This is a genomic window from Phyllobacterium sp. (genome assembly GCF_037994405.1).
Taxonomy (GTDB): Bacteria; Pseudomonadota; Alphaproteobacteria; order Rhizobiales; family Rhizobiaceae; genus Phyllobacterium.
In genome coordinates this window covers 1-20,071 of the sequence record NZ_JBBNAN010000341.1, presented here as the reverse complement: position 1 = coordinate 20,071, position 20,071 = coordinate 1, and the positions used below count along the sequence as shown (strand labels likewise).

Here is a 20,071-nt window from a genome sequence, read left to right as displayed (position 1 = left end):
GCTGCTCATCGGTCCCGATCAGCCTTGGCTGTCGACGACAGGTTTCCTCGACAAGATCAACGAGAACCTGTCGAAGGCCATGGCCGCCTGAGCCGGACTTAGTCAAGATTGCAAAAGCCCCGGTTTTCCGGGGCTTTTTTGTTGCCGCCATAGATTCTCACCGATTCTACAATTCCTCGTGGATGCAAGGCGGTGGGGAAGCAATGCTCGGAAGCGGCCTTTCGAGCTGGCGTCGGCGATACTGCTGCCCTCGCGGAACTGCCAGCCCGGTTTGACGGCGCAATCTGGACCAATCGCATCGACAGAATGGACCTTTGCGAAAAGCGGCGCTGTAAAACGTCATTTTGCAGTATGATGGGTTACGACCGCCAGACGAAAGGAAGATGGGCCATGACTAAGCAGCAGTTCTTTTTCCGCCTGATCCCGCCACGGCCGACTTTTGCCGACGATATGGACGATGATGAACAGGAGTTGATGCGGCAGCACATAACTTACATGGGCGAGTTCTTCGAGGCTGGAACCGTGCTGGCTTATGGGCCGGTACAGGATCCGGATGGCTGGTTCGGCATTGCGCTGCTCGAGGTGCTGCACCACGACGAGGCGGTACAATTTGCGGAGAACGATCCCACGGTACTGGCAGGTTTGAACAGCTACAGCATCGCGCCGATGCACATCGCCGCAGCGCAAGGCCCGCGCGGAGCAGGATCATGAGTCTTCGTCGGTTTTCTCCGACGTATCATCGCTCGCGCTGGGCGCGGCCAGCGTCGCCCATCGATCGGCAAAACGCGAAAAAAATTATCCCGCCAATGCTTCGCGCACGGCCGTGACAGCTTCTTCAGCCTTCGAGCCGTCGGGGCCGCCGGCTTGCGCCATATCCGGGCGGCCGCCGCCACCTGCCCCGCCAAGCGCAGCGGATGCAACGCGGACGAGATCGACGGCGCTGTACTTGCCGACGAGATCATCGGTGACGCCAACGACCGCGCTGGCCTTGCCGTCTTCCGATACGCCAATGAAGGTGACAACGCCGGAGCCGACGGTCTTCTTGGCATCGTCGGCGAGCGGCTTCAGGTCGCGCGGGTTGACGCCGCTGACCACCTTGCCGATGAAGCCGACGCCATTGACGGTCTCGGATTGCGCACCGCCAGCGGCGGAACCGCCGCCCAGCGCCAATTGCTTGCGCGCTTCGGTCAATTCCCGCTCCAGCTTGCGGCGCTCGTCGATCAAAGCCGTGACGCGCGACAGCGCATCGGCAGGCGAAGCCTTCAGCGCGCTGGCAATCGCCTTGACGCGGTTGTCCTGCTCTTCCAGATAGCGGCGGGCTGCTTCGCCCGTCAGCGCTTCGAGACGGCGGACGCCGGCTGCGACCGCACCTTCGGAAACGACACGGATCAACCCGATATCGCCGGTGGCGCGCACATGCGTGCCACCGCATAATTCAGTCGAATAGCTCTTGCCGGCCTTGTCGCCATGCAGCGCCGTGCCCATGGAGACCACGCGCACCTCATCGCCATATTTCTCGCCGAACAGGGCCATCGCGCCTTCGGCAATCGCGTCATCAACGGCCATAAGGCGCGTCGTCACCGGCGCATTCTGCAGCACGATCTCATTGGCAAGGTCCTCGATGACGGCGAGTTCCTTTTCAGAAATCGGCTTCGGATGCGAAAAGTCGAACCGCAGCCGGTCCGGAGCGACAAGCGAACCCTTCTGGGCCACATGGGTGCCGAGCGTCTCACGCAGGGCTTCATGCAACAGGTGGGTCGCCGAATGGTTGGAACGGATGCGGGTGCGGCGGGCGCTGTCGACAGTAAGCTCGACAGCGGCGTCGGTCTTGACGGTGCCCTTGGTCACCTTGCCGATATGCACGAAGACACCGTCATTCTTCTTTTGCGTGTCGGTAACCGTCACCGTGAAGCCGTCGCCGGAGATGATGCCGGTATCGCCCTGCTGGCCCCCGGATTCGGCATAGAATGGCGTCTGGTTGACGACGATGGACACAGCTTCGCCCTCGCCGGCGCTTTGGACAAGCGTGCCGTTCTGGACGATGGCGGTGATGACGCCTTCGGCCTTTTCCGTCTCGTAGCCGAGGAATTCAGTGGCGCCGACCTTGTCGCGCACGGAGAACCAGACGGTCTCGGTGGCAGCATCGCCGGAACCGGCCCAGCTGGCGCGGGCTTCCGCCTTCTGCCGCTCCATCGCAGCAGCAAAGCCGTCCGTATCGACGCTGATGCCGCGCTGGCGCAACGCATCCTGCGTCAGGTCAAGCGGAAAGCCGAACGTGTCATAGAGCTTGAAGGCGGTTTCGCCATCGAGGCTGTCGCCTTCGCCCATCTTTTCCGTCGCCTCGCCGAGCAGGCCAAGGCCGCGATCCAGCGTCTTGCGGAAGCGGGTCTCTTCCAGTTTCAGCGTTTCGGAGATCAGCGACTCGGCACGGATAAGCTCCGGATAGGCCTGGCCCATCTCGCGCACAAGCGCCGGCAGCAGGCGCCACATCAATGGCTCCTTGGCACCGAGCAACTGCGCATGACGCATCGCGCGGCGCATGATGCGGCGCAGAACATAGCCACGCCCCTCATTCGACGGCAGAACGCCATCGGCGATGAGGAAGCTCGACGAGCGCAGATGGTCGGCGATGACCCGGTGGCTCGCACGGAACTTCCCCTCGGCCTTGACGCCGGTGGCCTCTTCCGACGCGTGGATCAGAGTCTGGAACAGGTCTATATCGTAATTATCGTGCTTGCCCTGTAGAACCGCCGCGAGGCGCTCAAGCCCCATGCCGGTATCGATCGATGGCCGGGGCAGATCAATGCGCTGTTCCTTCGTCACCTGCTCGAACTGCATGAAAACAAGGTTCCAGATCTCGATGAAACGGTCGCCATCCTCATCGGCGCTGCCGGGAGGGCCGCCCCAGATGCCTTCGCCATGATCGTAGAAGATTTCCGAGCATGGCCCACATGGGCCGGTGTCACCCATGGCCCAGAAATTGTCACTGGTGGCGATGCGAATGATGCGATCCTCGGGAAGCCCGGCGATCTGCTTCCAGAAGCCTGCCGCCGCATCGTCGGTGTGATAGACGGTGACCGTCAGCTTGTCCTTGGGCAAGCCGAATTCCTTGGTGATGAGGTTCCAGGCGAGCGAAATCGCCTCTTCCTTGAAATAGTCGCCAAAGGAGAAATTGCCCAGCATCTCGAAGAAGGTGTGGTGGCGTGCTGTATAGCCGACATTGTCGAGGTCGTTGTGCTTGCCGCCGGCACGCACGCATTTCTGCGAGGTCGTGGCGCGGCTATAGGGACGCTGCTCGATGCCGGTGAAAACATTCTTGAACTGAACCATACCCGCATTGGTGAACATCAGTGTCGGGTCATTGCGCGGAACAAGCGGGCTCGACGCCACGATCTCATGGCCGTTCTTCTTGAAATAGTTCAGAAATGTCGACCGGATCTCGTTGACGCCACTCATGTTTCTTAGCCTCTGACTTCTTTTTATCCAAAGCGGAATTGGCCCCTTCGCAACGCAAAGGGGCGGAACGCAACGCTTGTAGCGATGCAGCCGCGCGCTGTCCAGAAAATCCCGGTGGAATGGCGGTTTCCGTTCTCACTGAACTCAGATCTCCCGAACGTTGAGCTTGTCGAGGCACGCACAGTGGTTGTGCGCGGTTCGCCCCTCGACAAGCACGTCAGGCTCACCATGGGGAAGACGGAGGATGGCAAAGAGAAGCGGGGGCGGCCCACAAATCAGAACCCGCAGCCAGATCCTGAATGCGGGTTTGAAGCCAAAGACCAGATACGGTCGCGTTTGGGGATTTACCGAAAGGTCTCTTAGCCCTCGGCGGCGTCCGGGCCATCATCCTCGATGTCGTCCGGGCCCTTGTCGAGCATCTGCTCGGCGATGAGACCGGCATTCTGGCGCAGCGCCAGCTCGATCTCGTTGGCGATTTCCGGGTTTTCCTTGAGGAACAGCTTTGCATTGTCGCGGCCCTGGCCGAGGCGCTGCGAATTATAGGAGAACCACGAGCCGGATTTTTCCACGATGCCGGCCTTGACGCCGAGATCAACCAACTCGCCCGTCTTGGAAACGCCCTCGCCATACATGATGTCGAATTCGACCTGCTTAAAGGGCGGAGCCAGCTTGTTCTTGACGACCTTGACGCGGGTCTGGTTGCCAACGACCTCATCGCGTTCCTTCAGCGAACCGATGCGGCGGATATCGAGACGAACCGAAGCATAGAACTTCAGCGCATTACCGCCGGTCGTCGTTTCGGGCGAGCCGAACATCACGCCGATCTTCATGCGGATCTGGTTGATGAAAATAACCATGCAGTTGGAGCGCGAAATCGAAGCGGTCAGCTTGCGCAGTGCCTGGCTCATCAGGCGGGCTTGCAGACCCGGCAGGCTGTCGCCCATTTCGCCTTCGATTTCAGCGCGCGGCGTCAATGCCGCGACAGAGTCGACGACAAGCACATCGATCGCGCCGGAACGCACCAGCGTATCGGTGATCTCCAGCGCCTGCTCGCCGGTATCTGGCTGCGAGATCAGCAGGTTTTCGAGATCGACGCCGAGCTTACGGGCATAGACGGGATCGAGCGCATGTTCAGCGTCGACGAAGGCGCAAATGCCGCCCTTCTTCTGCGCCTCGGCAATGGTGTGAAGGGCAAGCGTCGTCTTACCCGAACTTTCCGGCCCGTAAATCTCGACAATGCGGCCCTTTGGCAACCCGCCAACGCCAAGAGCAATATCCAGTGACAGCGAGCCGGTCGGGACCGTTTCGATCTCCACCACCTGCTCATTGCGGCCAAGCCGCATGATCGAGCCCTTACCAAAGGCCCTCTCGATCTGGGACAGTGCCGCATCCAGCGCTTTCGTTTTATCCACCGAATTACCCTCAACCAACCGCAAAGAATTTTGAGCCATGTTACACTACCCCTGTGTTATCCATGAAGTACGGATGTTCCTGAATCTGAACTTATTTGTATCTGTTTTGTTCTTGTTTGGCAACAGGCATAACCCATTGCAAAACAACGATAACTCAAAAATGTTCGCAGAATGTTCTTTTTGTCAGGATCATATGCCGCATCCGTCACTTGCAGGTGAATCAGCGAGTTGCCGGACAAAGTACCGGCGACGAATTCGAATCGGCCACGCGATTGCGTCCGGCCATCCGGCGTTCTAGAGAAAGAGCGAAGCGAAGACCTCGCAGAACGCTACAATATAACCTCATCTCGCTCTGAAGTTTTGCCCGGACAATGCAATCAACCATGGCATCCAAGAACAAACCGCTGCTCTTTGCTGTCGGCGGCGCTCATCTCGACCGGCGCGGCCAGAGCAGCGTGCCCTTCATGCCGGGTGCGTCCAATCCGGGAATCATGCGTGAGGAGCTGGGGGGCGGCGTGTTCAATGCATTGCGGCTGGTGGTTCAACGCGGTGTCGCCGCAGAAATCCTCTCGGTGCGCGGCGGTGACAGGATCGGCGAAATGATCGGCGCGGCAATCCAGGCCGCCGGGATCAAGGACGGCTCGGCCGTCTATATGGACCGGACTACGCCAAGCTATACGGCCATTCTCGACGAGCATGGCGATGTGGTCGCCGGCATAGCCGACATGGAGCTTTATGAACTGGTGCTGCCTCGTCAGTTGATGCGGCGCAAGGTACGCGACTCGATCGCCTTGGCCGATGCCATATTCTGTGATGCCAACCTGCCTTCGGATGCGCTGCAGCGCCTTGCGAACCTTGCCGGCGATCGGCCGCTGTTTGCGCTGGCGATTTCACCGGCGAAGGTCACGCGGCTGCGTCCGGTCTTCGGCAGCCTCACCTGCCTTTTCATGAACCGGCGCGAGGCGCGGGCACTGACCGGACTTGCGCTGGATGCGGAACCGAAGGACATATATGCGGCGTTGCGCGCGGAAGGCCTGCGCGGTGCGATCGTCAGCAATGGCGGAAATGCCGCCCTCGCCTTTGCCGGCAACGATGCCTTCTCCATCCAGCCGCCTGCGGTGAACGGGATCGCCGACGTTACCGGCGCGGGGGACGCGCTTGCCGGGGGTACGATCGCCGCTCTGATGCGCGGCGCCCCATTTGATGCGGCAGTGCGTGAAGGCATGGCGGCTTCGATGCTGACATTGCAAACGCACTCCGCAAGCCCACGCTTTTCACCACAGGAATTCGATAGTGCACTTGCGCGCATTCCAGCTGCGACCCTGCTCAGCACACCAGCTGACTAGCTGAAAGAAAAAAGGAAACGACCATGACGACCAAAGCCCTCAACCCTTTCATCGATGTTACGCCGGAGGTGCAAAAGGCGCTGGACGCAGGCAAGCCGGTGGTTGCGCTCGAAAGCACGATCATCACCCATGGCATGCCCTACCCCGACAACAGCCGCATGGCAGCGGATGTCGAGGCGATTATCGCCGAGGAAGGCGCCGTTCCGGCAACGATCGCCATTGTCGATGGCCGCCTGAAGATCGGCCTTTCGGCCGAGGAGCGCGAGGCGCTGGCGCAGGTCAAGGGCGCGATGAAACTCTCGCGTGCCGATCTCGCCTTTGCGCTTTCGGAGGGCCGTACCGGCGGCACCACAGTCGCGGCGACCATGCTGGCGGCGCATCTTGCCGGCATCAAGGTCTTTGCGACGGGCGGCATTGGCGGCGTGCACAAGGGCGCGGAACTGAGCTTCGACATTTCCGCCGATCTGGAAGAGCTCGGCCGCACGCCGGTGATTGTCGTTTCGGCCGGGGCCAAGGCGATTCTGGATATCGAGAAGACGCTGGAAGTGCTTGAAACCAAAGGCGTCCCGGTTGTCGTCCACGGCTCGGATGTATTGCCAGCTTTCTGGTCGCGGCAAGCAATTTTCAACGGGGCTCCGCTAAAGGCGCCGCTGCGACTCGATACGGCGGAAGCCATCGCGAAATTCCAGGCGGCGCGCGACGCGATTGGCGTCGTCGGCGGCATGCTGATCGCCAACCCCATCCCCGAGGAGAGCGAGATTCCGGCGGGGATCATGAGCGGCTATATTAGCGAGGCGATTACCCGCGCCACGAAAAATGGCGTCACTGGCAAGGCAGTGACGCCCTATCTTCTTTCGGAAATTCTCGACATCACCAAGGGCGAGAGCCTCAAGGCGAACATTGCCCTCGTCGAGAACAATGCGCGCCTGGCAGCGAAGATCGCAGTAGCGGTCTCTGCTATTCGGTAAGCGGCGAAATCTGGATCTCGACGCGGCGGTTCTGCGCGCGGCCGGACTCGCTGGCATTGGTCGCGACAGGCTGCGTCGGGCCAAAGCCTCGAACGTCGAAGCGGCGGTTATCGATGCCCTGCTGCGTCAGATAATTGGAAACCGACAGCGCACGGCGTTCCGACAGCAACTGGTTGTGCTGCAGGCTGCCGGTCGAGTCCGTATGGCCGGCCACATCGACGATGGTCCGGTCGAACTTGCGCAGGACGGCCGCGACAGAATTCAACGTGGCGTAGAATTCCGGCTTCACCTGGTCCTGATCGGTGTTGAAGGTGATGTTGGACGGCATGTTGAGGATGATCCGATCGCCATTACGCGTGACCGAAACGCCCGTGCCCTGCAACTGCGCCCGCAGTTCCGATTCCTGACGATCCATGTAATTGCCGATGGCGCCACCACTGAGCGCGCCGATGCCCGCGCCGATCAGCGCCGCATTGCGGCCGGACTTGCCGCCGCCGCCAATCGCCAGACCGGTCAGCGCGCCGGCGGCCGTGCCGATCAGCGCGCCACCAGCCGTATTCGACATCTTCTGCTCGCCCGTATAGGGGTCGGTCGTTGTGCAGCCCGCAAGAAAGGTCGCTGCAAGGCAGCTGATGGCAAATTTCTTCATCATGGAATCAGGTCCCCGGTTGGATGTGGCCCGGAATATACAATCGATTCGGGCAAAAGAAGGGAGAAGAAAATGTGGGATAGGTGGGTATGAGGTGGCGGAGAATGATGGGGCATTCCAACGTTGTGGGCCAGATTCTTTTTAAGGGATTTTATTCATGAATACACCCTGCCCGCTACCCGATGACCTTCACCGCCGGCGCCTCATATGGCTTATCGCCGCCAACAATGTGCTTTTGAAGGCGCTGGCGCTAGCAACGCAGAGCGCCGCCAGCCGCGAATGGCAAACGTGGTGGGAACTGGAACAGAAGATGCTGCAAAATCTGTTGAGGTTCGCGGATACCGTCGAGCTCTGGCAGAAAGCGAATTTTCATCCAGATCAGCCGCGCGTACTAGCGGGGAATTCGGACGGCGGGCAATGGACGGATGAGGGTGGCGGGTCTGATTCTGGCGGCCTTGCGCATAACGTGCGGCAAGACGTTCAAAGCCCGTTGAACCCTTTCAAACCACTCACTGTTGTACTTGCCCGACATGCTGCGAAAGCCGGACGAATTTCCGAGCCCGCTGCCGCTGGAAGATGGCCTTGCGGAATTCAATCGCCTATCTACCCTGGGGTGGGGCGAGAAATTGTATCAGTCCTCTCTCGACCGCAGCGATTTGATCGAGGCAGCGACCGAGATGATCCGCGACAACTTGACCGCAATGAAGATAAAGATCTTCCAGCCCGGCGGCCCGATCTCAGGGTCTTTCAGCAAAAACTGGCGGACGCGGGACGAACCCGGTCATTCATCAGATATTCTGTCACCCGGTGGGATGTGACCGACCCGAAGAGTATTCGCGTCATGTGCGAGATAATCGAGCATGACGCCATTCCCGAACTTAGGAAAATCCTCTCGTTCGATGATTTTGCTTCCTTTGCTTCTATCGAACGCGAGCCGTTTGGCAATGATTTTGGATCTAACTCATTTTACAACATGCACATTGCAGTTGCTAAGGGACATTTCGTCAAAGCATGGGCGCGGTGGGATGAAGACGAGCAGACTCGCAAATACATGACAGTCGAGGTGCCTACCTTCTATCCAGCGCTACTTTCGGAGGATCGCACGACGCTTGCCAATATTCTCCACGAATGGGAGGCAATGACGATCGAGACCTACAAGCTCGAAAAGATGTGGGAACCACACCATTTCCGCTTGAGCTTCAGGTTTGAAATCGCAAGTTCTTAGCCAACCACCGATGACGGCGGGAAGGCCATGCCTCGGACTCCTTCATGACCATCAAATCCCCCTCACCCGCGCCATGGCAAAAGCGTCGGCAAAACGCCCCTCCTTGAAGGCATAGGCCTTCAGCAATCCTTCAGTCTCGAAGCCAAATTTTTCATAAAGGCGGATGGCCGGCGCGTTGTCGGTAAAGACCGTCAGCTCGATGCGCCTGATATTCAGCCAATTGTCTGCAGCATCGATCAGGGCGCCGAGCAATGCCTTGCCAATACCTCTGCCGGTGAAGGCGTCATGCACGCCAATACCAAGGTCTGCAGCATGCAATCGCCGTCCTTGAAGCCGTTGCAAACCAGCGACGCCGACGATCTGCGCTTCGATTTCGGCAACAATGCTGAGCGTACCGGCGCCCTGACTCTCAAGCCATTTTCGCGTCTGCTCCAGACTTTGATAGGGCAGCCGCAAGGTTCCGGCGCGGTAGAGCGGCAGGTTCGACAGCGTTGTTATCTGTTCGAAATCAGTGGCACGGGTGGAGCGGATCGAGAATCCGCCGGCTTCGGTTGGCGATAAGGGATGTTCAGGCATTTGAGCTCTCCATTTTTGAGGAGGAGAGCAAGATAAGACCCTGCTCGCCTCAGTGGCAGGGTCTGGTGAAACTTCGCGTCGACTTCAGCGCAACAGCTCTGCACCACCCCTACCGGGGAGTACGGAGCAAGCCATCATGGTGATCGAGCGAATGGTCATGACATGGATCTTCGTTATTTTCCGGGGTATTTCAACCAGCGCGGATGACTAGAGAATCTTCATCAGCGTCGCCAGCACACCAAATCCAACGGTCATCATCACACCAAGACGCAATGTCAGCGCCAGTGTTTGAGCTGTCAAAGCAGCCGCCAGATCAGATTTGGTAACGAGTTCGGACATGATGAAGTCCCTCGCGGCTTCGGCATGGGCTTCTGCGTGACGCTGGTCAACGCCATTGTCACGCAGCCGCTTTGCATATCCAAGACTATCAAAAGCTATCGCCGTCGTCATGCGCTTTCTCATTGGCCAACTGATACGTTCTCACAATTGTTTCAGGACTTTCAATTCGACTTTTGACTCATTTTCTCAACGCGGTTCAAAATATTTGACCATCGCCGCAAGGTGAATTCGTTTGCGTGAGCCGCTCGTATCAAACATGCTCCGCGCCGTTCCAAATATTGAGAGGCAAGCAACATGACTGATACTTCACATCCCGTCGCAATCATCACCGGTGGAGGTCGCGGCATGGGCGCTGCCATCGCCCGCGAATTGCACGCGCGCGGCTATCGTCTCGGCCTGATGTCGCCTTCCGGCAGCGCGGTGGAGCTTGCCGCCGAACTCGGCGGCGTCGGCATCAAGGGATCTGCGGGCGAGGCAAATGATCTGGAAGCCCTGGTGGCCAAAACGGTCGAGGCCTATGGCCGCGTCGATGCGGTGGTCAACCATACCGGCCATCCGCCCAAGGGCGATCTTCTCGATATCACCGACGAGAAATGGGCGATCGGCAACGATCTGATGGTGCTGAGCGCGGTGCGCATGGCGCGGCTGGTGACGCCCTATATGCTCAAGCAGGGCAAGGGCGCCTGGGTGAACATCACGACCTTTGCCGCTTTCGAGCCGAGCCTGGCGTTCCCGGTCTCCTGTGCCTACCGCGCCGCCGTCGGCGCCTACACCAAGCTTTATGCCGACCGCTATGGCGCGGATAATATCCGCATGAATGCGCTACTGCCGGGCTACATCGACAGTCTGGAACATAAGCCGGAGACGGGCGAGAAGGTGCCGATGAAGCGCGTCGGTACGACAAACGAAATCGCCAAGACGACCGCGTTCCTGCTTTCAGACGATGCGGGTTACATCACCGGCCAGAACATTCGTGTCGATGGCGGTATTACCAGGCACGTTTAGCGCGAGTATCTCTCCCCTTGCGGAAGAGAGGACTTTCTTGGATTTAGCCTCCTTGCTAACTTAGAAAAGCCAAGTGAGGGGCTGGTTCAAAATCCCCTCTCTTTTCTGGCATTTAGCAAGGGCTAAGATGCCGAAATCGCTTTCTCCCCGTCAAGGGGGGAGATAAGTGCGGCCGGCATCCGCCAACCCGCGTTCCTCTAAGCAAGACTGACGCCAAAGGTCTCGCGCAACTGCCGCTGGCCATTCGGCGTCACCGACACTGCGCGCGTGCCTTCGATCCGCCTGATCCAGCCATTGTCGAAGCAATGGCTGCACAGCGCCGCTCCGATTGCGCCGGCGAGATGCGGGCGTCGCTCGCTCCAGTCGAGGCAAGGACGGCACAGGATACGGCCGCGTTTTGCTGTCATCGCTTCGATATCGATACCGGCGCGATCGAACAGCGCAAGGCCGCTATCCGTCACCTCGCCTGCGTCAAGGCCGAGGTCAAGATGGCCGCCATCGATGAGAGCGTCGGTGATCGCAACGCCAAGGTGCCCGGCCAGATGGTCGTAGCAGGTGCGCCCTGCCCTGAGCGCTGCGTCGCGCGGGCCGGTCCGGACCGGCTTGACTGTTACGTCAGGCGCAGCGAGTCGCATGATGCTTTCAATCATCTGCGCCACGGCCGGGGACGCCAGCCGGTGGTAGCGGTGCCGCCCCTGCTTCTCGACCGCGAGCAGGCCCGCTTCGGTCATGCGCGTCAAGTGACTGCTGGCGGTCTGTGCGGTGATGCCGGCGAGTTGCGCCAGTTCCGATGCGGTCAGCGCGCGGCCATCCATCAGCCCGTTGAGCATGCTCGCGCGACCGGGGTCACCCGCCAGCGCCGCTATTTCCGCAAATCTCGCATTGTTCGACATGGAGCTTTCCCGTGGTTGTTGCATGGCCAGATTGCCCCACCAAGGCTGAGGATGCTTCGAAAACGCTCGAAGTATCAAGGTGCTTTCGCCGGATATACCAAGGCCAATCCACGAGCGAAGGAGTGACCGAAATGACCATCACCTGCTTTATCAAATACGAAATCGACCCCTATCAGAAGGATGCTTTCGAGGAATATGCCCGCAACTGGAATGAAGCAATCCCGCGTTGCGGCGCAGACCTGATCGGTTACTATGCCCCGCATGAAGGTTCGGCCACATTGGCTTACGGCGTCTACAACATCGAAAACCTGGCTGCCTATGAGGCGTATCGTGCGCATCTCATGGCCGATCCGCTCGGCCGCGCAAATTATGAGTATTCCAGAGAGAAGAAATTCATCCGGCGTGAGGATCGCACATTCCTGCGCCTCGTTGCCGGAACGAACGGAGGTCTGATCAGATGATTGCGGTGATTTTCGAAGTGGAGCCCGCCGAGGGCCGTGGCAAGGACTATTTCGATCGGGCAGCGGATCTGCGTCCGCTGCTGGAGACGATGGACGGCTTTATTACCGTCGAGCGGTTCCGCAGCCTTGCCAACGAGAACCGCTATTTGTCCCTGTCTTTCTGGCGCGACGAAGCCTCAGTGGCGGCTTGGCGCCAGACCGAGGAACATCGTATGGCTCAACGTGATGGTCGTGCCGGGATCTTTGCCGATTACCGGCTGAGGATTGCGTCCGTTGTACGTGACTATGGGTTGCGAGCCCGTGATGAGGCTCCGCTTGATGCGCGAGCTTATCATGATGCTTGAACACCGTGGCCATGGTTGCGCTGAGCGCATGCCGGCCCCGGGCCACGCATGTAGTGGCGTTCGGGCCGATAGCTCGGCACAATGAATTCACGGACGACGCGAAGCGTATCGCGCAGCTGGACAATCATGGTCATCATTTCTGGTCTCTTGGTTCTGGCTTGCCGGGCAAAGCCGGTAGCGTTCAATTAGCTAAAATTTAACTCATAAAGATGAACGCCTCCTGAACGGCGTTGGTTAAAATCAGATGAATTCATGAAAAATTAGCCTTAACCAGTTGGGCAAAAAGGTTTTTTCGAAATAGAAAAAACCTGAAATTCGCCTGATTTGGCGAGGTTTGGCACGAAAACGCGTGCTTTCAGAGGCATCACGCGTTGCCGATCAGAATACCTGTTGCCAGCACGAGGCTGCCGCCGAGAACGACCTGTATCGCCGCCCGGAAGAATGGCGTCTCCATGAAACGGTGCTGGATATAGGCAATGGCCCAGAGTTCAATGAACACCACAAGACCCGCGATGGTCGTCGCGGTCCAGAAATCTGGAATGAGGTAAGGCAATGCATGGCCGAGGCCGCCAATCGCCGTCATCAGGCCATTGGCAAGGCCGCGCTTGAGCGGCGAGCCGCGCCCGGACAATTTGCCGTCATCATGGGCGGCTTCCGTGAACCCCATGGAAATTCCGGCGCCCAGCGAGGCAGAAAGACCAACAAGAAAGGTCTGCCACGTGTCCTGCGTAGCGAATGCAGCGGCAAAGATCGGCGCAAGCGTCGAGACCGAGCCATCCATAAGACCGGCAAGGCCGGGCTGAATATAAGTCAGGATGAATTGCCGCCGTTCGGTCTGCTTCTCGACCTCCTGCACGTCGTCCGGGGTATGCTGAACACCGAGGCGGTGTGCCAATGACTCATGTGCCTTTTCGGCAATGGCGAGGTCACCAAGCAGCTTGCGTGTCGACGCATCGCGCACAAGCTTCAACGCCTCCGTATAGAAGCGATAGGCCTGCTCTTCCATCTTCTCCGCCATTTCGCGCACCTTGTCGATGCCGAGCGGGCGGATCAGCCAGTCCGGTTTGCGTTCCAGATACCCCCGTACGTGCTCCCGTCTGATGAGCGGTATCTGGTTGCCAAATCGCTCCCGGTGCAAGTCGATCAATGACTGGCGATGGCTGTTTTCTTCCTCGGCCATTTCTTCGAACACTTTGGCACTTTGCGGGAAATCGTCGCGCAATCCATCCGCATAGGCGAGATAGATTCGCGCATCATCCTCTTCCGATGAAATGGCCAGTGCCAGCAGCTGCTGTTCGGATAATGAAGTGAGATCGTGGCGGCGGTTACCGAAGAAGCGGCTGAGCATGATCTGGTCCTAAAAATTAGAATAGTTCTAAACTATAGGTAGGATGCATGTGATTCAAGCCCCTTTTGTCCCCATGGACAGAAAGAAGAAGCGAGAGTATCGTCCCGCCTCCGCCAACACTCGCCACCAGAGCTTCACCATGACACTTGCCGGTTTTGTTGCCTATTCGGGTGCACTCGCCATTGCCGCCGCCATTCCGGGCCCGGGTTTGACCGCCCTGATCGCGCGGGCGCTTGGCTCCGGCTTCCGCTCCGCGCTCTTCATGTCAATTGGCCTGATCATAGGTGACCTCACCTATCTGACGGCTGTCGTGCTTGGCCTCGCCATGGTGGCGCAGACATTCGGGACGGTTTTTTTCCTGATCAAATGGGCCGGCGTTGCTTATCTTGCCTATCTCGCATGGGGCCTGTGGACATCCGGAATCTCGGCAGAAAAGATCGTTGCGAAGAAAAGCTCTGGCGGAGCTCTCTCTGCCGTTCTCTCTGGCCTCGCCGTAACGCTCGGCAATCCGAAGACCATGCTTTTCTACATCGCACTGACGCCAACGCTGGTGGACCTGCACGCAATCACCCTCGCCGATTATTCGGTCCTGGCGGTGCTGACAGTTCTGGTTTTGCTTGTCGTGCTGGTGCCCTATCTGGCTCTCGCCGCGAAAGCGCGCGGTCTGCTCGCTTCGCCCCGTGCCCTCAAGCAGCTCAACCGCACTGCCGCAGCCTTCATGGCAGGGGCGGCGCTTGCCATTGCCGGCCGCGCTTCCTGAACAGGAATTTTATTCTAGGGTGATGTCGACATTAGCAGGTTTTTCCAACCGATAGCTGGTTTGCGCACCGGTTCGACTATGAATTTTCAGGAGCGCCCCATAAGATCGATTCACGACGCAATCCAGCATTGGGAGAATATTCATGAGCATTGATAACGCGCGCAAACCCGGCCGTGGCCGCATTTACAATTCCATTGTGGACACGATCGGCGACACGCCCATTATCCGCCTTGATAAACTTGCCAAGGAAAAGGGCGTCGGTGCCAATCTTCTGGCCAAGCTCGAATTCTTCAATCCCATCTCCAGCGTAAAGGACCGCATCGGTGTGGCGCTGATCGAAGCGCTCGAAGCCCAGGGCAAGGCAACGCCGGGCAAGACGACGCTCGTGGAGCCTACCTCGGGTAATACCGGCATCGCGCTGGCTTTCGCAGCAGCAGCCAAAGGTTATCGCCTGGTCCTCACAATGCCGGAAACCATGTCGGTTGAGCGCCGAAAGATGCTGAAGCTGCTCGGTGCCGAACTCGTCCTGACTGAAGGCGCCAAGGGCATGAAGGGCGCCATCGCCAAGGCCAACGAGCTCGTCGAGACAACACCAGATGCGATCATCCCTGGCCAGTTCGACAATCCGGCCAACCCGGAAATACATCGCCGGACCACTGCTGAGGAAATCTGGAACGATACGGATGGCAAGGTCGACATTTTCGTGGCCGGCATCGGCACAGGCGGGACGATCACCGGGGTCGGTCAGGTCCTGAAGCAGCGCAAACCCGACGTGCAGGTCATTGCAGTCGAGCCGAAGGATTCTCCGGTTCTGTCAGGCGGCAATCCCGGCCCGCACAAGATCCAGGGCATCGGCGCAGGCTTCGCGCCAGCGGTTCTCGATACGCATATCTATGATGAAGTCATTCAGGTTTCGAATGAGGATTCCTTCGCCAATGCTCGCCTCGTGGCGCGGCTCGAAGGCGTACCGGTTGGTATTTCCTCAGGTGCGGCACTTACGGCTGCGATCGAAGTCGGCAGGCGTGCGGAAAACAAGGGCAAGAACCTCGTCGTCGTTATCCCGTCCTTCGCCGAGCGCTACTTGTCGACAGTGCTGTTCGAGGGGCTGGAATAGCGAAGCGCGATAATAAGAAAAATCCCCTCGCTTGCGATTTCTAGCACTTAGCAAAAGCTAAGATGCTGAAATCGCTTTCTCTCCCTCAAGGGGAGATAACCGCTGCAACAAATTGCAATACTACCAATCTGGCGATTGGCGCTAAAGTCGATGCCGATTATCTCACTCCTTGAGGGGGAGAAAGGCAGGGGGTGCAATTCTTCTTTGCCCCCTACTCGCTCTCCAGCATTTCCTTGACCACGGTCGCCAGCTGCTTCAGCGAGAACGGCTTTGGCAGGAACCCGAATTTGGCATCTTCCGGCAGGTTTCGTGCAAAGGCATCTTCCGCATAGCCGGAGACGAAGATGAACTTGATATCTCCGTATTCCTTGCGCAACTCGCGCAGGAGCGTCGGACCGTCCATTTCAGGCATGACGACATCGGAAACAATTATATCGACCTTGCCGCCAAGTTCCTTCATGACCTCCAGCGCCTCGACGCCGCTCGAGGCCTCGTGCACCGTATAGCCGCGTGACTGCAGCGCGCGCACACCGCCCATGCGGACGGCATCCTCGTCCTCGACGAGCAGTACCGTTGCGGAACCGGAGAGATCGGTGGCTTTCTCCGTCTTCTTCTCCTTCTTCGGTATGTCTGTCACGACGGGCTCGCCATCTGCATTCAGCACAGGAACCTGCTTTTCCTCCACAAAGCGTGGCAGGAAAATGCGGAATGCCGTCCCTTTGCCAGGCTCCGACTCGGCATGGATTGACCCACCGGTCTGCTTGATGATGCCGTAAACCATCGACAGGCCGAGTCCGGTGCCCTTTCCAACTTCCTTGGTGGTGAAGAAAGGCTCGAAGATCTTCGCGATCACTTCCGGCGTCATCCCGGTACCGGTGTCGGCAACCTCGACCAGCACGTAGTCGCCAGGCACCAGATCGCGGTAGTTGAGTTCGGCGCTTTCGGCCTCGTTCATGTTGCGGGTACGGATGATCAGGTCACCGCCCTCGGGCATCGCGTCGCGCGCATTGACCGTGAGATTGACCACGACCTGCTCGAACTGGCCGAGATCGGCACGCACCGGCCAGAGGTCACGGCCATGCTCGATCTTGAGATTGACCTGCGTGCCGGCAAGGCGCGTCAGCAGCATGCGCACATCGGCGATTACATCGGTCAGATTGAGCACTTCTGGCCGCAGGGTTTGGCGGCGCGAAAATGCCAGCAATTGGCGGACCAGCGAGGCCGCGCGATTGGCGTTCTGCTTGATGTTCATGATGTCGGCGAAGGATGGATCGGACGCGCGATGATTGGTCAAAAGCAGATCCGACGACATGATGATTGCGGTCAGGACGTTGTTGAAGTCGTGTGCAATCCCGCCTGCAAGCTGGCCTACGGCCTGCATTTTCTGGCTTTGAGCCATTGTGGCTTCGAGCGCCTTCTGCTCCGTCGTCTCCACCACGGAGACGATGGCCGCTTCCTCCGCGCCATCCTCCGAACCGGCATCGAAGACCGGGCTGATATAGAAACGCAGGTGCCGTTCCTCATTACCCGGGATGACCGTATCGACCGGAGAAATCTCGGCCTGGCCGGCAAAAGCAGCGGCAAGGGCCCGATCGAAGGCCTCGCGATCACGTTCGTGCACGACGGTCTCGAGGGGAATACGCCGGTCGATGTCATCGCGATCAACGACGGGAGCAAAGAGGCCGAGGAACCGTGCATTGGTTCGCAGGATCTTGCCGGTCGCGTCGACGGCGGCAATTGCCATGGACGCCGAATTGAAGAAGCGCGTGAACCGCACTTCGGCTGCGCGCAACGCTGCTGAGGTGTCCTCACCTTCCGCACGGTTGAGGACAATGGTGCGCGTTGGGCCACGCCTTCCATCACGCTGCGCCTGAACGCGGTGGTAAAAGCGTACCGCCAGGCTTTGGCCATTGGCTTTCGCGAGATCAAGATCGATAACCGTGTTGCGGCTCGTGCCCGGTTCGGTTTTGACCGCATTGATCAATGCCATGCCGTTGCCCGCGACGATATCGCGAACCATCATGGAACCGGGCGTGAACCGCGTCAGGTCGACGCCGAGCCATTCAGCCAGGGTTGCATTGATATAGATGATGCGGCCATCGGGGTCGGCCGAGAAAAAGCCCGCCGGTGCGTGGTCGAGATGGTCGATCGCTTCCTGAATGTCCTGGAAGTAACGTTCCTGTTCGGCGCGTTCCGCAGATATGTCGGCGATTTGCCACGCATAGACCGGCGCTGTTTGGTCGGGAATCCCAGCGACGGGACGCGCTTTCACGCGGTACCACGTCGGCACCGGCTCGCGCGACGGGTCAAGCGGCCGCGACAGGCGCAGTTCCTCCTGACCGGAAACGCCGTCACGCACCGCATTGGCAAGGCGATAAATCGCGTCGGAAGCAGCAGCCTCACCAGAAAGAATATGCTCGATTGCGCGCACATCGTTGGAATTGGTGACGCCCGTCAATTCGGCGTAGGCCCGGTTGGCATAGACGATGCGGCCCTTTTGATCACAGACGACAGTGCCTTCGGGAAGTGTATCGACAAAGGCGCGGGTCAGTTCGTCGCTGGTGCCGCGCGGTGTAAACTGGATGACATTGATTGCAGAACCGAAAAGATAGAATACGCCCGTCATGGCAAGTGTGCCGAGAAGCCCGAGCAGGAATTGCTGCCCCAGCTGGTCGCGATAGATGAAGTAGAGGACCGAAACGCCGACTAGCAAGACCCCGAGAACGACCAGGCGCAAGCCCGCCTTGCTCGATTTCGTATTCGCAATGATCGGCTCTGGATAAAGATCGCTGTTCATTTCTTGAGACATGCGTCTCAAACCCCTTTTCGTCATCATCGGCCGCGGCATAGCTGGTTCAGGCCAATGTCTATTCCCGAATCGTTTGGATCATATCTTTGAGGCGGTATAAACCCCATCCTTTATGTGACGCCGATTATTCCACGGTTTCGCTCCTGCAATGGGTTTACGACCCGGTATCTCGTCGTCAGGGTTGCGGCTAACAATCGCTCGCACTAGTGTCACGCAAAGTATTGCTTCGAAGCCCATGTCGGGGAACAAAGTTTCGGGCCCGGAGATCGCAAAGAAGGAGTTCGTCATGAACGCTTGGCTTGCCACGATTGTTGGCGATACCGCTGCCCCCATTGTGGGCTTTATTCTTCTGTTCCTTCTGGTGATTGCGCTGCTCCTTGTCGTCTTCGCGATCCTGCGCCGGGTTTCGGGTGGAACATTCGTCGCCGGCGGCCGCAACAGGCAGGTGCGCCTGTCGGTCACCGATGCTGCAGCTGTGGACAATCGCCGGCGGCTCGTATTGGTGCGGCGCGACGATGTCGAGCATCTCATCCTGATCGGCGGTCCGAGCGACGTGGTCATCGAGCAGAACATCCGCCAGTTCGCCAAGCAACCCTCCCGGGCGGAGCCGGTCGCCCCAGCGACAGCCGCCGAGCCCGAACCAAAACCGGCAAGCGCTGCCACGGAAACGCCACGCGCGCAGCCAGCTGCACCGGTCGTACCGGCACCCCGGGTCGCGCCACCAGCACCACCGCCACAGCGTACTGCCCCATCTGCTCAGGCCACGCCGCCGCAGATTCCCTTGCGTCCGGCCGCGCCACAACCGGTTTCACCCCCCAGGGATCTGCGCCTCGCCGAGCCTCCGAAACATGCTCCGGCACAAGCAACAGTACCGTATGTAACCATCACACCTGAGGCAGCACCACCACCAGCGCCAGCGCCAGCAGCTGCACCGGCGGTCGAAACTCCGGCTGTCAGCGCTCCGGCGCGCGACAACGGCAATAGCTGGCAGCGAACCGCTTCGCCATCGTTTGGCGGCCCGTCACGCAGCGAGCCAACAATCGATGCGCAAGCACGGGAAGCACCAGCCGAAACCAGGACGACAACCGCTGCCGCGTTTCCCTTTGCCGTCCGCAACGAGCCGACGTCGTCAGCCTACAAGGAACCGACGCTCGAAGGCCCGGCGGAAACAGAAGAGCCGGAAATCACCTTGGGCGATCTCGATTTCACCGATGCATTCGAGACCGATCTCGAGAGCGAACTGCATATCGCGCCGGGCAAGGACGAAAAGCCCGCAAAGGCCGACAGCATCGAAGATGAGATGGAACGCTTGCTGGGTGACTTGTCAAAACCCGAGAAGCGCTAGGGTCAGGTCCTATTAATAGGA

19 protein-coding genes are annotated in these 20,071 nt (G+C 59.1%); 10 read left to right on the top strand and 9 right to left on the bottom strand.

What is annotated here, in order from left to right:
* The first annotated feature begins 390 nt into the window (after positions 1-390).
* Positions 391-711, top strand: a complete 321-nt coding sequence (locus AAAC48_RS18905; protein ID WP_340655666.1) for a YciI family protein — start codon at positions 391-393, stop codon at positions 709-711.
* An 84-nt stretch (positions 712-795) separates the two neighbouring features.
* Here the strand turns inward: AAAC48_RS18905 and alaS are convergent, their stop codons facing one another.
* A complete protein-coding gene (gene alaS, locus AAAC48_RS18900; protein WP_340655665.1) occupies positions 796-3,456 on the bottom strand; it encodes an alanine--tRNA ligase in 2,661 nt (886 codons plus the stop codon).
* A 359-nt stretch (positions 3,457-3,815) separates the two neighbouring features.
* Positions 3,816-4,907 (bottom strand): recombinase RecA, encoded by a 1,092-nt coding sequence (recA, locus tag AAAC48_RS18895; RefSeq protein ID WP_340655664.1) that lies wholly within the window; start codon positions 4,905-4,907, stop codon positions 3,816-3,818.
* Positions 4,908-5,251: 344 nt separating this feature from the next.
* Here recA and AAAC48_RS18890 point away from each other — a divergent pair, with 344 nt between their 5' ends.
* Complete coding sequence (locus AAAC48_RS18890) at positions 5,252-6,214, top strand: carbohydrate kinase family protein (RefSeq protein WP_340655663.1); 963 nt, start codon at positions 5,252-5,254, stop codon at positions 6,212-6,214.
* 23 nt (positions 6,215-6,237) lie between these two features.
* Positions 6,238-7,182 carry a pseudouridine-5'-phosphate glycosidase gene (locus AAAC48_RS18885; protein ID WP_340655662.1) on the top strand — a complete coding sequence of 315 codons (945 nt, stop codon included), beginning with the start codon at positions 6,238-6,240 and terminating at the stop codon, positions 7,180-7,182.
* On the opposite strand, the gene AAAC48_RS18880 is transcribed toward AAAC48_RS18885, so the two are convergent.
* On the bottom strand, positions 7,172-7,834 hold the full coding sequence (locus tag AAAC48_RS18880) for an OmpA family protein (protein ID WP_340655661.1): 663 nt from the start codon (positions 7,832-7,834) through the stop codon (positions 7,172-7,174). The two genes, AAAC48_RS18885 and AAAC48_RS18880, sit on opposite strands and share 11 nt — an antisense overlap.
* A 232-nt stretch (positions 7,835-8,066) precedes the next feature.
* Here AAAC48_RS18880 and AAAC48_RS18875 point away from each other — a divergent pair, with 232 nt between their 5' ends.
* Positions 8,067-9,056, top strand: a complete 990-nt coding sequence (locus AAAC48_RS18875) for a hypothetical protein (RefSeq protein ID WP_340655660.1) — start codon at positions 8,067-8,069, stop codon at positions 9,054-9,056.
* Positions 9,057-9,107: 51 nt separating this feature from the next.
* On the opposite strand, the gene AAAC48_RS18870 is transcribed toward AAAC48_RS18875, so the two are convergent.
* Both AAAC48_RS18870 and AAAC48_RS18865 read right to left on the bottom strand, forming a co-directional pair.
* Positions 9,108-9,632 carry a GNAT family N-acetyltransferase gene (locus AAAC48_RS18870; RefSeq protein WP_340655659.1) on the bottom strand — a complete coding sequence of 175 codons (525 nt, stop codon included), beginning with the start codon at positions 9,630-9,632 and terminating at the stop codon, positions 9,108-9,110.
* Between the two features lie 207 nt (positions 9,633-9,839).
* Positions 9,840-10,082: a hypothetical protein gene (locus tag AAAC48_RS18865; RefSeq protein ID WP_340655658.1), complete on the bottom strand. Its 243-nt coding sequence runs from the start codon at positions 10,080-10,082 to the stop codon at positions 9,840-9,842.
* Between the two features lie 183 nt (positions 10,083-10,265).
* Here AAAC48_RS18865 and AAAC48_RS18860 point away from each other — a divergent pair, with 183 nt between their 5' ends.
* A complete protein-coding gene (locus AAAC48_RS18860) occupies positions 10,266-10,976 on the top strand; it encodes an SDR family oxidoreductase (RefSeq protein WP_340655657.1) in 711 nt (236 codons plus the stop codon).
* Between the two features lie 197 nt (positions 10,977-11,173).
* On the opposite strand, the gene AAAC48_RS18855 is transcribed toward AAAC48_RS18860, so the two are convergent.
* Entirely contained in the window at positions 11,174-11,869 is a 696-nt protein-coding gene (locus tag AAAC48_RS18855) for a winged helix-turn-helix domain-containing protein (RefSeq protein WP_340655656.1), read from the bottom strand.
* A gap of 131 nt (positions 11,870-12,000) precedes the next feature.
* On the opposite strand from AAAC48_RS18855, the gene AAAC48_RS18850 reads away from it, so the two are divergent.
* Both AAAC48_RS18850 and AAAC48_RS18845 read left to right on the top strand, forming a co-directional pair.
* The gene (locus tag AAAC48_RS18850) at positions 12,001-12,330 is read left to right on the top strand and encodes an NIPSNAP family protein (RefSeq protein ID WP_340655655.1); all 330 of its coding nucleotides are present in this window, start codon (positions 12,001-12,003) and stop codon (positions 12,328-12,330) included.
* Positions 12,327-12,674, top strand: coding sequence for an antibiotic biosynthesis monooxygenase (locus AAAC48_RS18845; protein ID WP_340655654.1), 348 nt, complete (start codon positions 12,327-12,329; stop codon positions 12,672-12,674). Before AAAC48_RS18850 ends, AAAC48_RS18845 begins: the two co-directional genes overlap by 4 nt.
* Here AAAC48_RS18845 and AAAC48_RS18840 read toward each other — a convergent pair.
* On the bottom strand, positions 12,662-12,811 hold the full coding sequence (locus AAAC48_RS18840; protein ID WP_340655668.1) for a hypothetical protein: 150 nt from the start codon (positions 12,809-12,811) through the stop codon (positions 12,662-12,664). The two genes, AAAC48_RS18845 and AAAC48_RS18840, sit on opposite strands and share 13 nt — an antisense overlap.
* A 227-nt stretch (positions 12,812-13,038) precedes the next feature.
* Positions 13,039-14,022 carry an iron exporter MbfA gene (gene mbfA, locus AAAC48_RS18835; RefSeq protein WP_340655653.1) on the bottom strand — a complete coding sequence of 328 codons (984 nt, stop codon included), beginning with the start codon at positions 14,020-14,022 and terminating at the stop codon, positions 13,039-13,041.
* Between the two features lie 139 nt (positions 14,023-14,161).
* On the opposite strand from mbfA, the gene AAAC48_RS18830 reads away from it, so the two are divergent.
* The gene (locus tag AAAC48_RS18830) at positions 14,162-14,782 is read left to right on the top strand and encodes a LysE family translocator (protein WP_340655652.1); all 621 of its coding nucleotides are present in this window, start codon (positions 14,162-14,164) and stop codon (positions 14,780-14,782) included.
* 148 nt (positions 14,783-14,930) lie between these two features.
* Positions 14,931-15,896 (top strand): cysteine synthase A, encoded by a 966-nt coding sequence (gene cysK, locus AAAC48_RS18825; RefSeq protein ID WP_340655667.1) that lies wholly within the window; start codon positions 14,931-14,933, stop codon positions 15,894-15,896.
* A gap of 211 nt (positions 15,897-16,107) precedes the next feature.
* Here the strand turns inward: cysK and AAAC48_RS18820 are convergent, their stop codons facing one another.
* On the bottom strand, positions 16,108-18,705 hold the full coding sequence (locus AAAC48_RS18820) for an ATP-binding protein (protein WP_340655651.1): 2,598 nt from the start codon (positions 18,703-18,705) through the stop codon (positions 16,108-16,110).
* Between the two features lie 286 nt (positions 18,706-18,991).
* Here AAAC48_RS18820 and AAAC48_RS18815 point away from each other — a divergent pair, with 286 nt between their 5' ends.
* A complete protein-coding gene (locus tag AAAC48_RS18815; protein WP_340655650.1) occupies positions 18,992-20,050 on the top strand; it encodes a hypothetical protein in 1,059 nt (352 codons plus the stop codon).
* Positions 20,051-20,071 lie beyond the last annotated feature (21 nt).

Excerpts from the sequence above, each read along its gene's own strand:
- AAAC48_RS18840 (WP_340655668.1), bottom strand. The coding sequence starts at position 12,811 with ATGATGACCATGATTGTCCAGCTGCGCGATACGCTTCGCGTCGTCCGT.
- AAAC48_RS18820 (WP_340655651.1), bottom strand. The coding sequence starts at position 18,705 with ATGTCTCAAGAAATGAACAGCGATCTTTATCCAGAGCCGATCATTGCG.
- AAAC48_RS18870 (WP_340655659.1), bottom strand. The coding sequence starts at position 9,632 with ATGCCTGAACATCCCTTATCGCCAACCGAAGCCGGCGGATTCTCGATC.
- AAAC48_RS18815 (WP_340655650.1), top strand. The coding sequence starts at position 18,992 with ATGAACGCTTGGCTTGCCACGATTGTTGGCGATACCGCTGCCCCCATT.
- mbfA (WP_340655653.1), bottom strand. The coding sequence starts at position 14,022 with ATGCTCAGCCGCTTCTTCGGTAACCGCCGCCACGATCTCACTTCATTA.
- alaS (WP_340655665.1), bottom strand. The coding sequence starts at position 3,456 with ATGAGTGGCGTCAACGAGATCCGGTCGACATTTCTGAACTATTTCAAG.
- AAAC48_RS18890 (WP_340655663.1), top strand. The coding sequence starts at position 5,252 with ATGGCATCCAAGAACAAACCGCTGCTCTTTGCTGTCGGCGGCGCTCAT.
- AAAC48_RS18885 (WP_340655662.1), top strand. The coding sequence starts at position 6,238 with ATGACGACCAAAGCCCTCAACCCTTTCATCGATGTTACGCCGGAGGTG.
- AAAC48_RS18855 (WP_340655656.1), bottom strand. The coding sequence starts at position 11,869 with ATGTCGAACAATGCGAGATTTGCGGAAATAGCGGCGCTGGCGGGTGAC.
- AAAC48_RS18830 (WP_340655652.1), top strand. The coding sequence starts at position 14,162 with ATGACACTTGCCGGTTTTGTTGCCTATTCGGGTGCACTCGCCATTGCC.
- AAAC48_RS18860 (WP_340655657.1), top strand. The coding sequence starts at position 10,266 with ATGACTGATACTTCACATCCCGTCGCAATCATCACCGGTGGAGGTCGC.
- AAAC48_RS18845 (WP_340655654.1), top strand. The coding sequence starts at position 12,327 with ATGATTGCGGTGATTTTCGAAGTGGAGCCCGCCGAGGGCCGTGGCAAG.
- AAAC48_RS18880 (WP_340655661.1), bottom strand. The coding sequence starts at position 7,834 with ATGATGAAGAAATTTGCCATCAGCTGCCTTGCAGCGACCTTTCTTGCG.
- recA (WP_340655664.1), bottom strand. The coding sequence starts at position 4,907 with ATGGCTCAAAATTCTTTGCGGTTGGTTGAGGGTAATTCGGTGGATAAA.
- AAAC48_RS18905 (WP_340655666.1), top strand. The coding sequence starts at position 391 with ATGACTAAGCAGCAGTTCTTTTTCCGCCTGATCCCGCCACGGCCGACT.
- AAAC48_RS18865 (WP_340655658.1), bottom strand. The coding sequence starts at position 10,082 with ATGACGACGGCGATAGCTTTTGATAGTCTTGGATATGCAAAGCGGCTG.
- AAAC48_RS18850 (WP_340655655.1), top strand. The coding sequence starts at position 12,001 with ATGACCATCACCTGCTTTATCAAATACGAAATCGACCCCTATCAGAAG.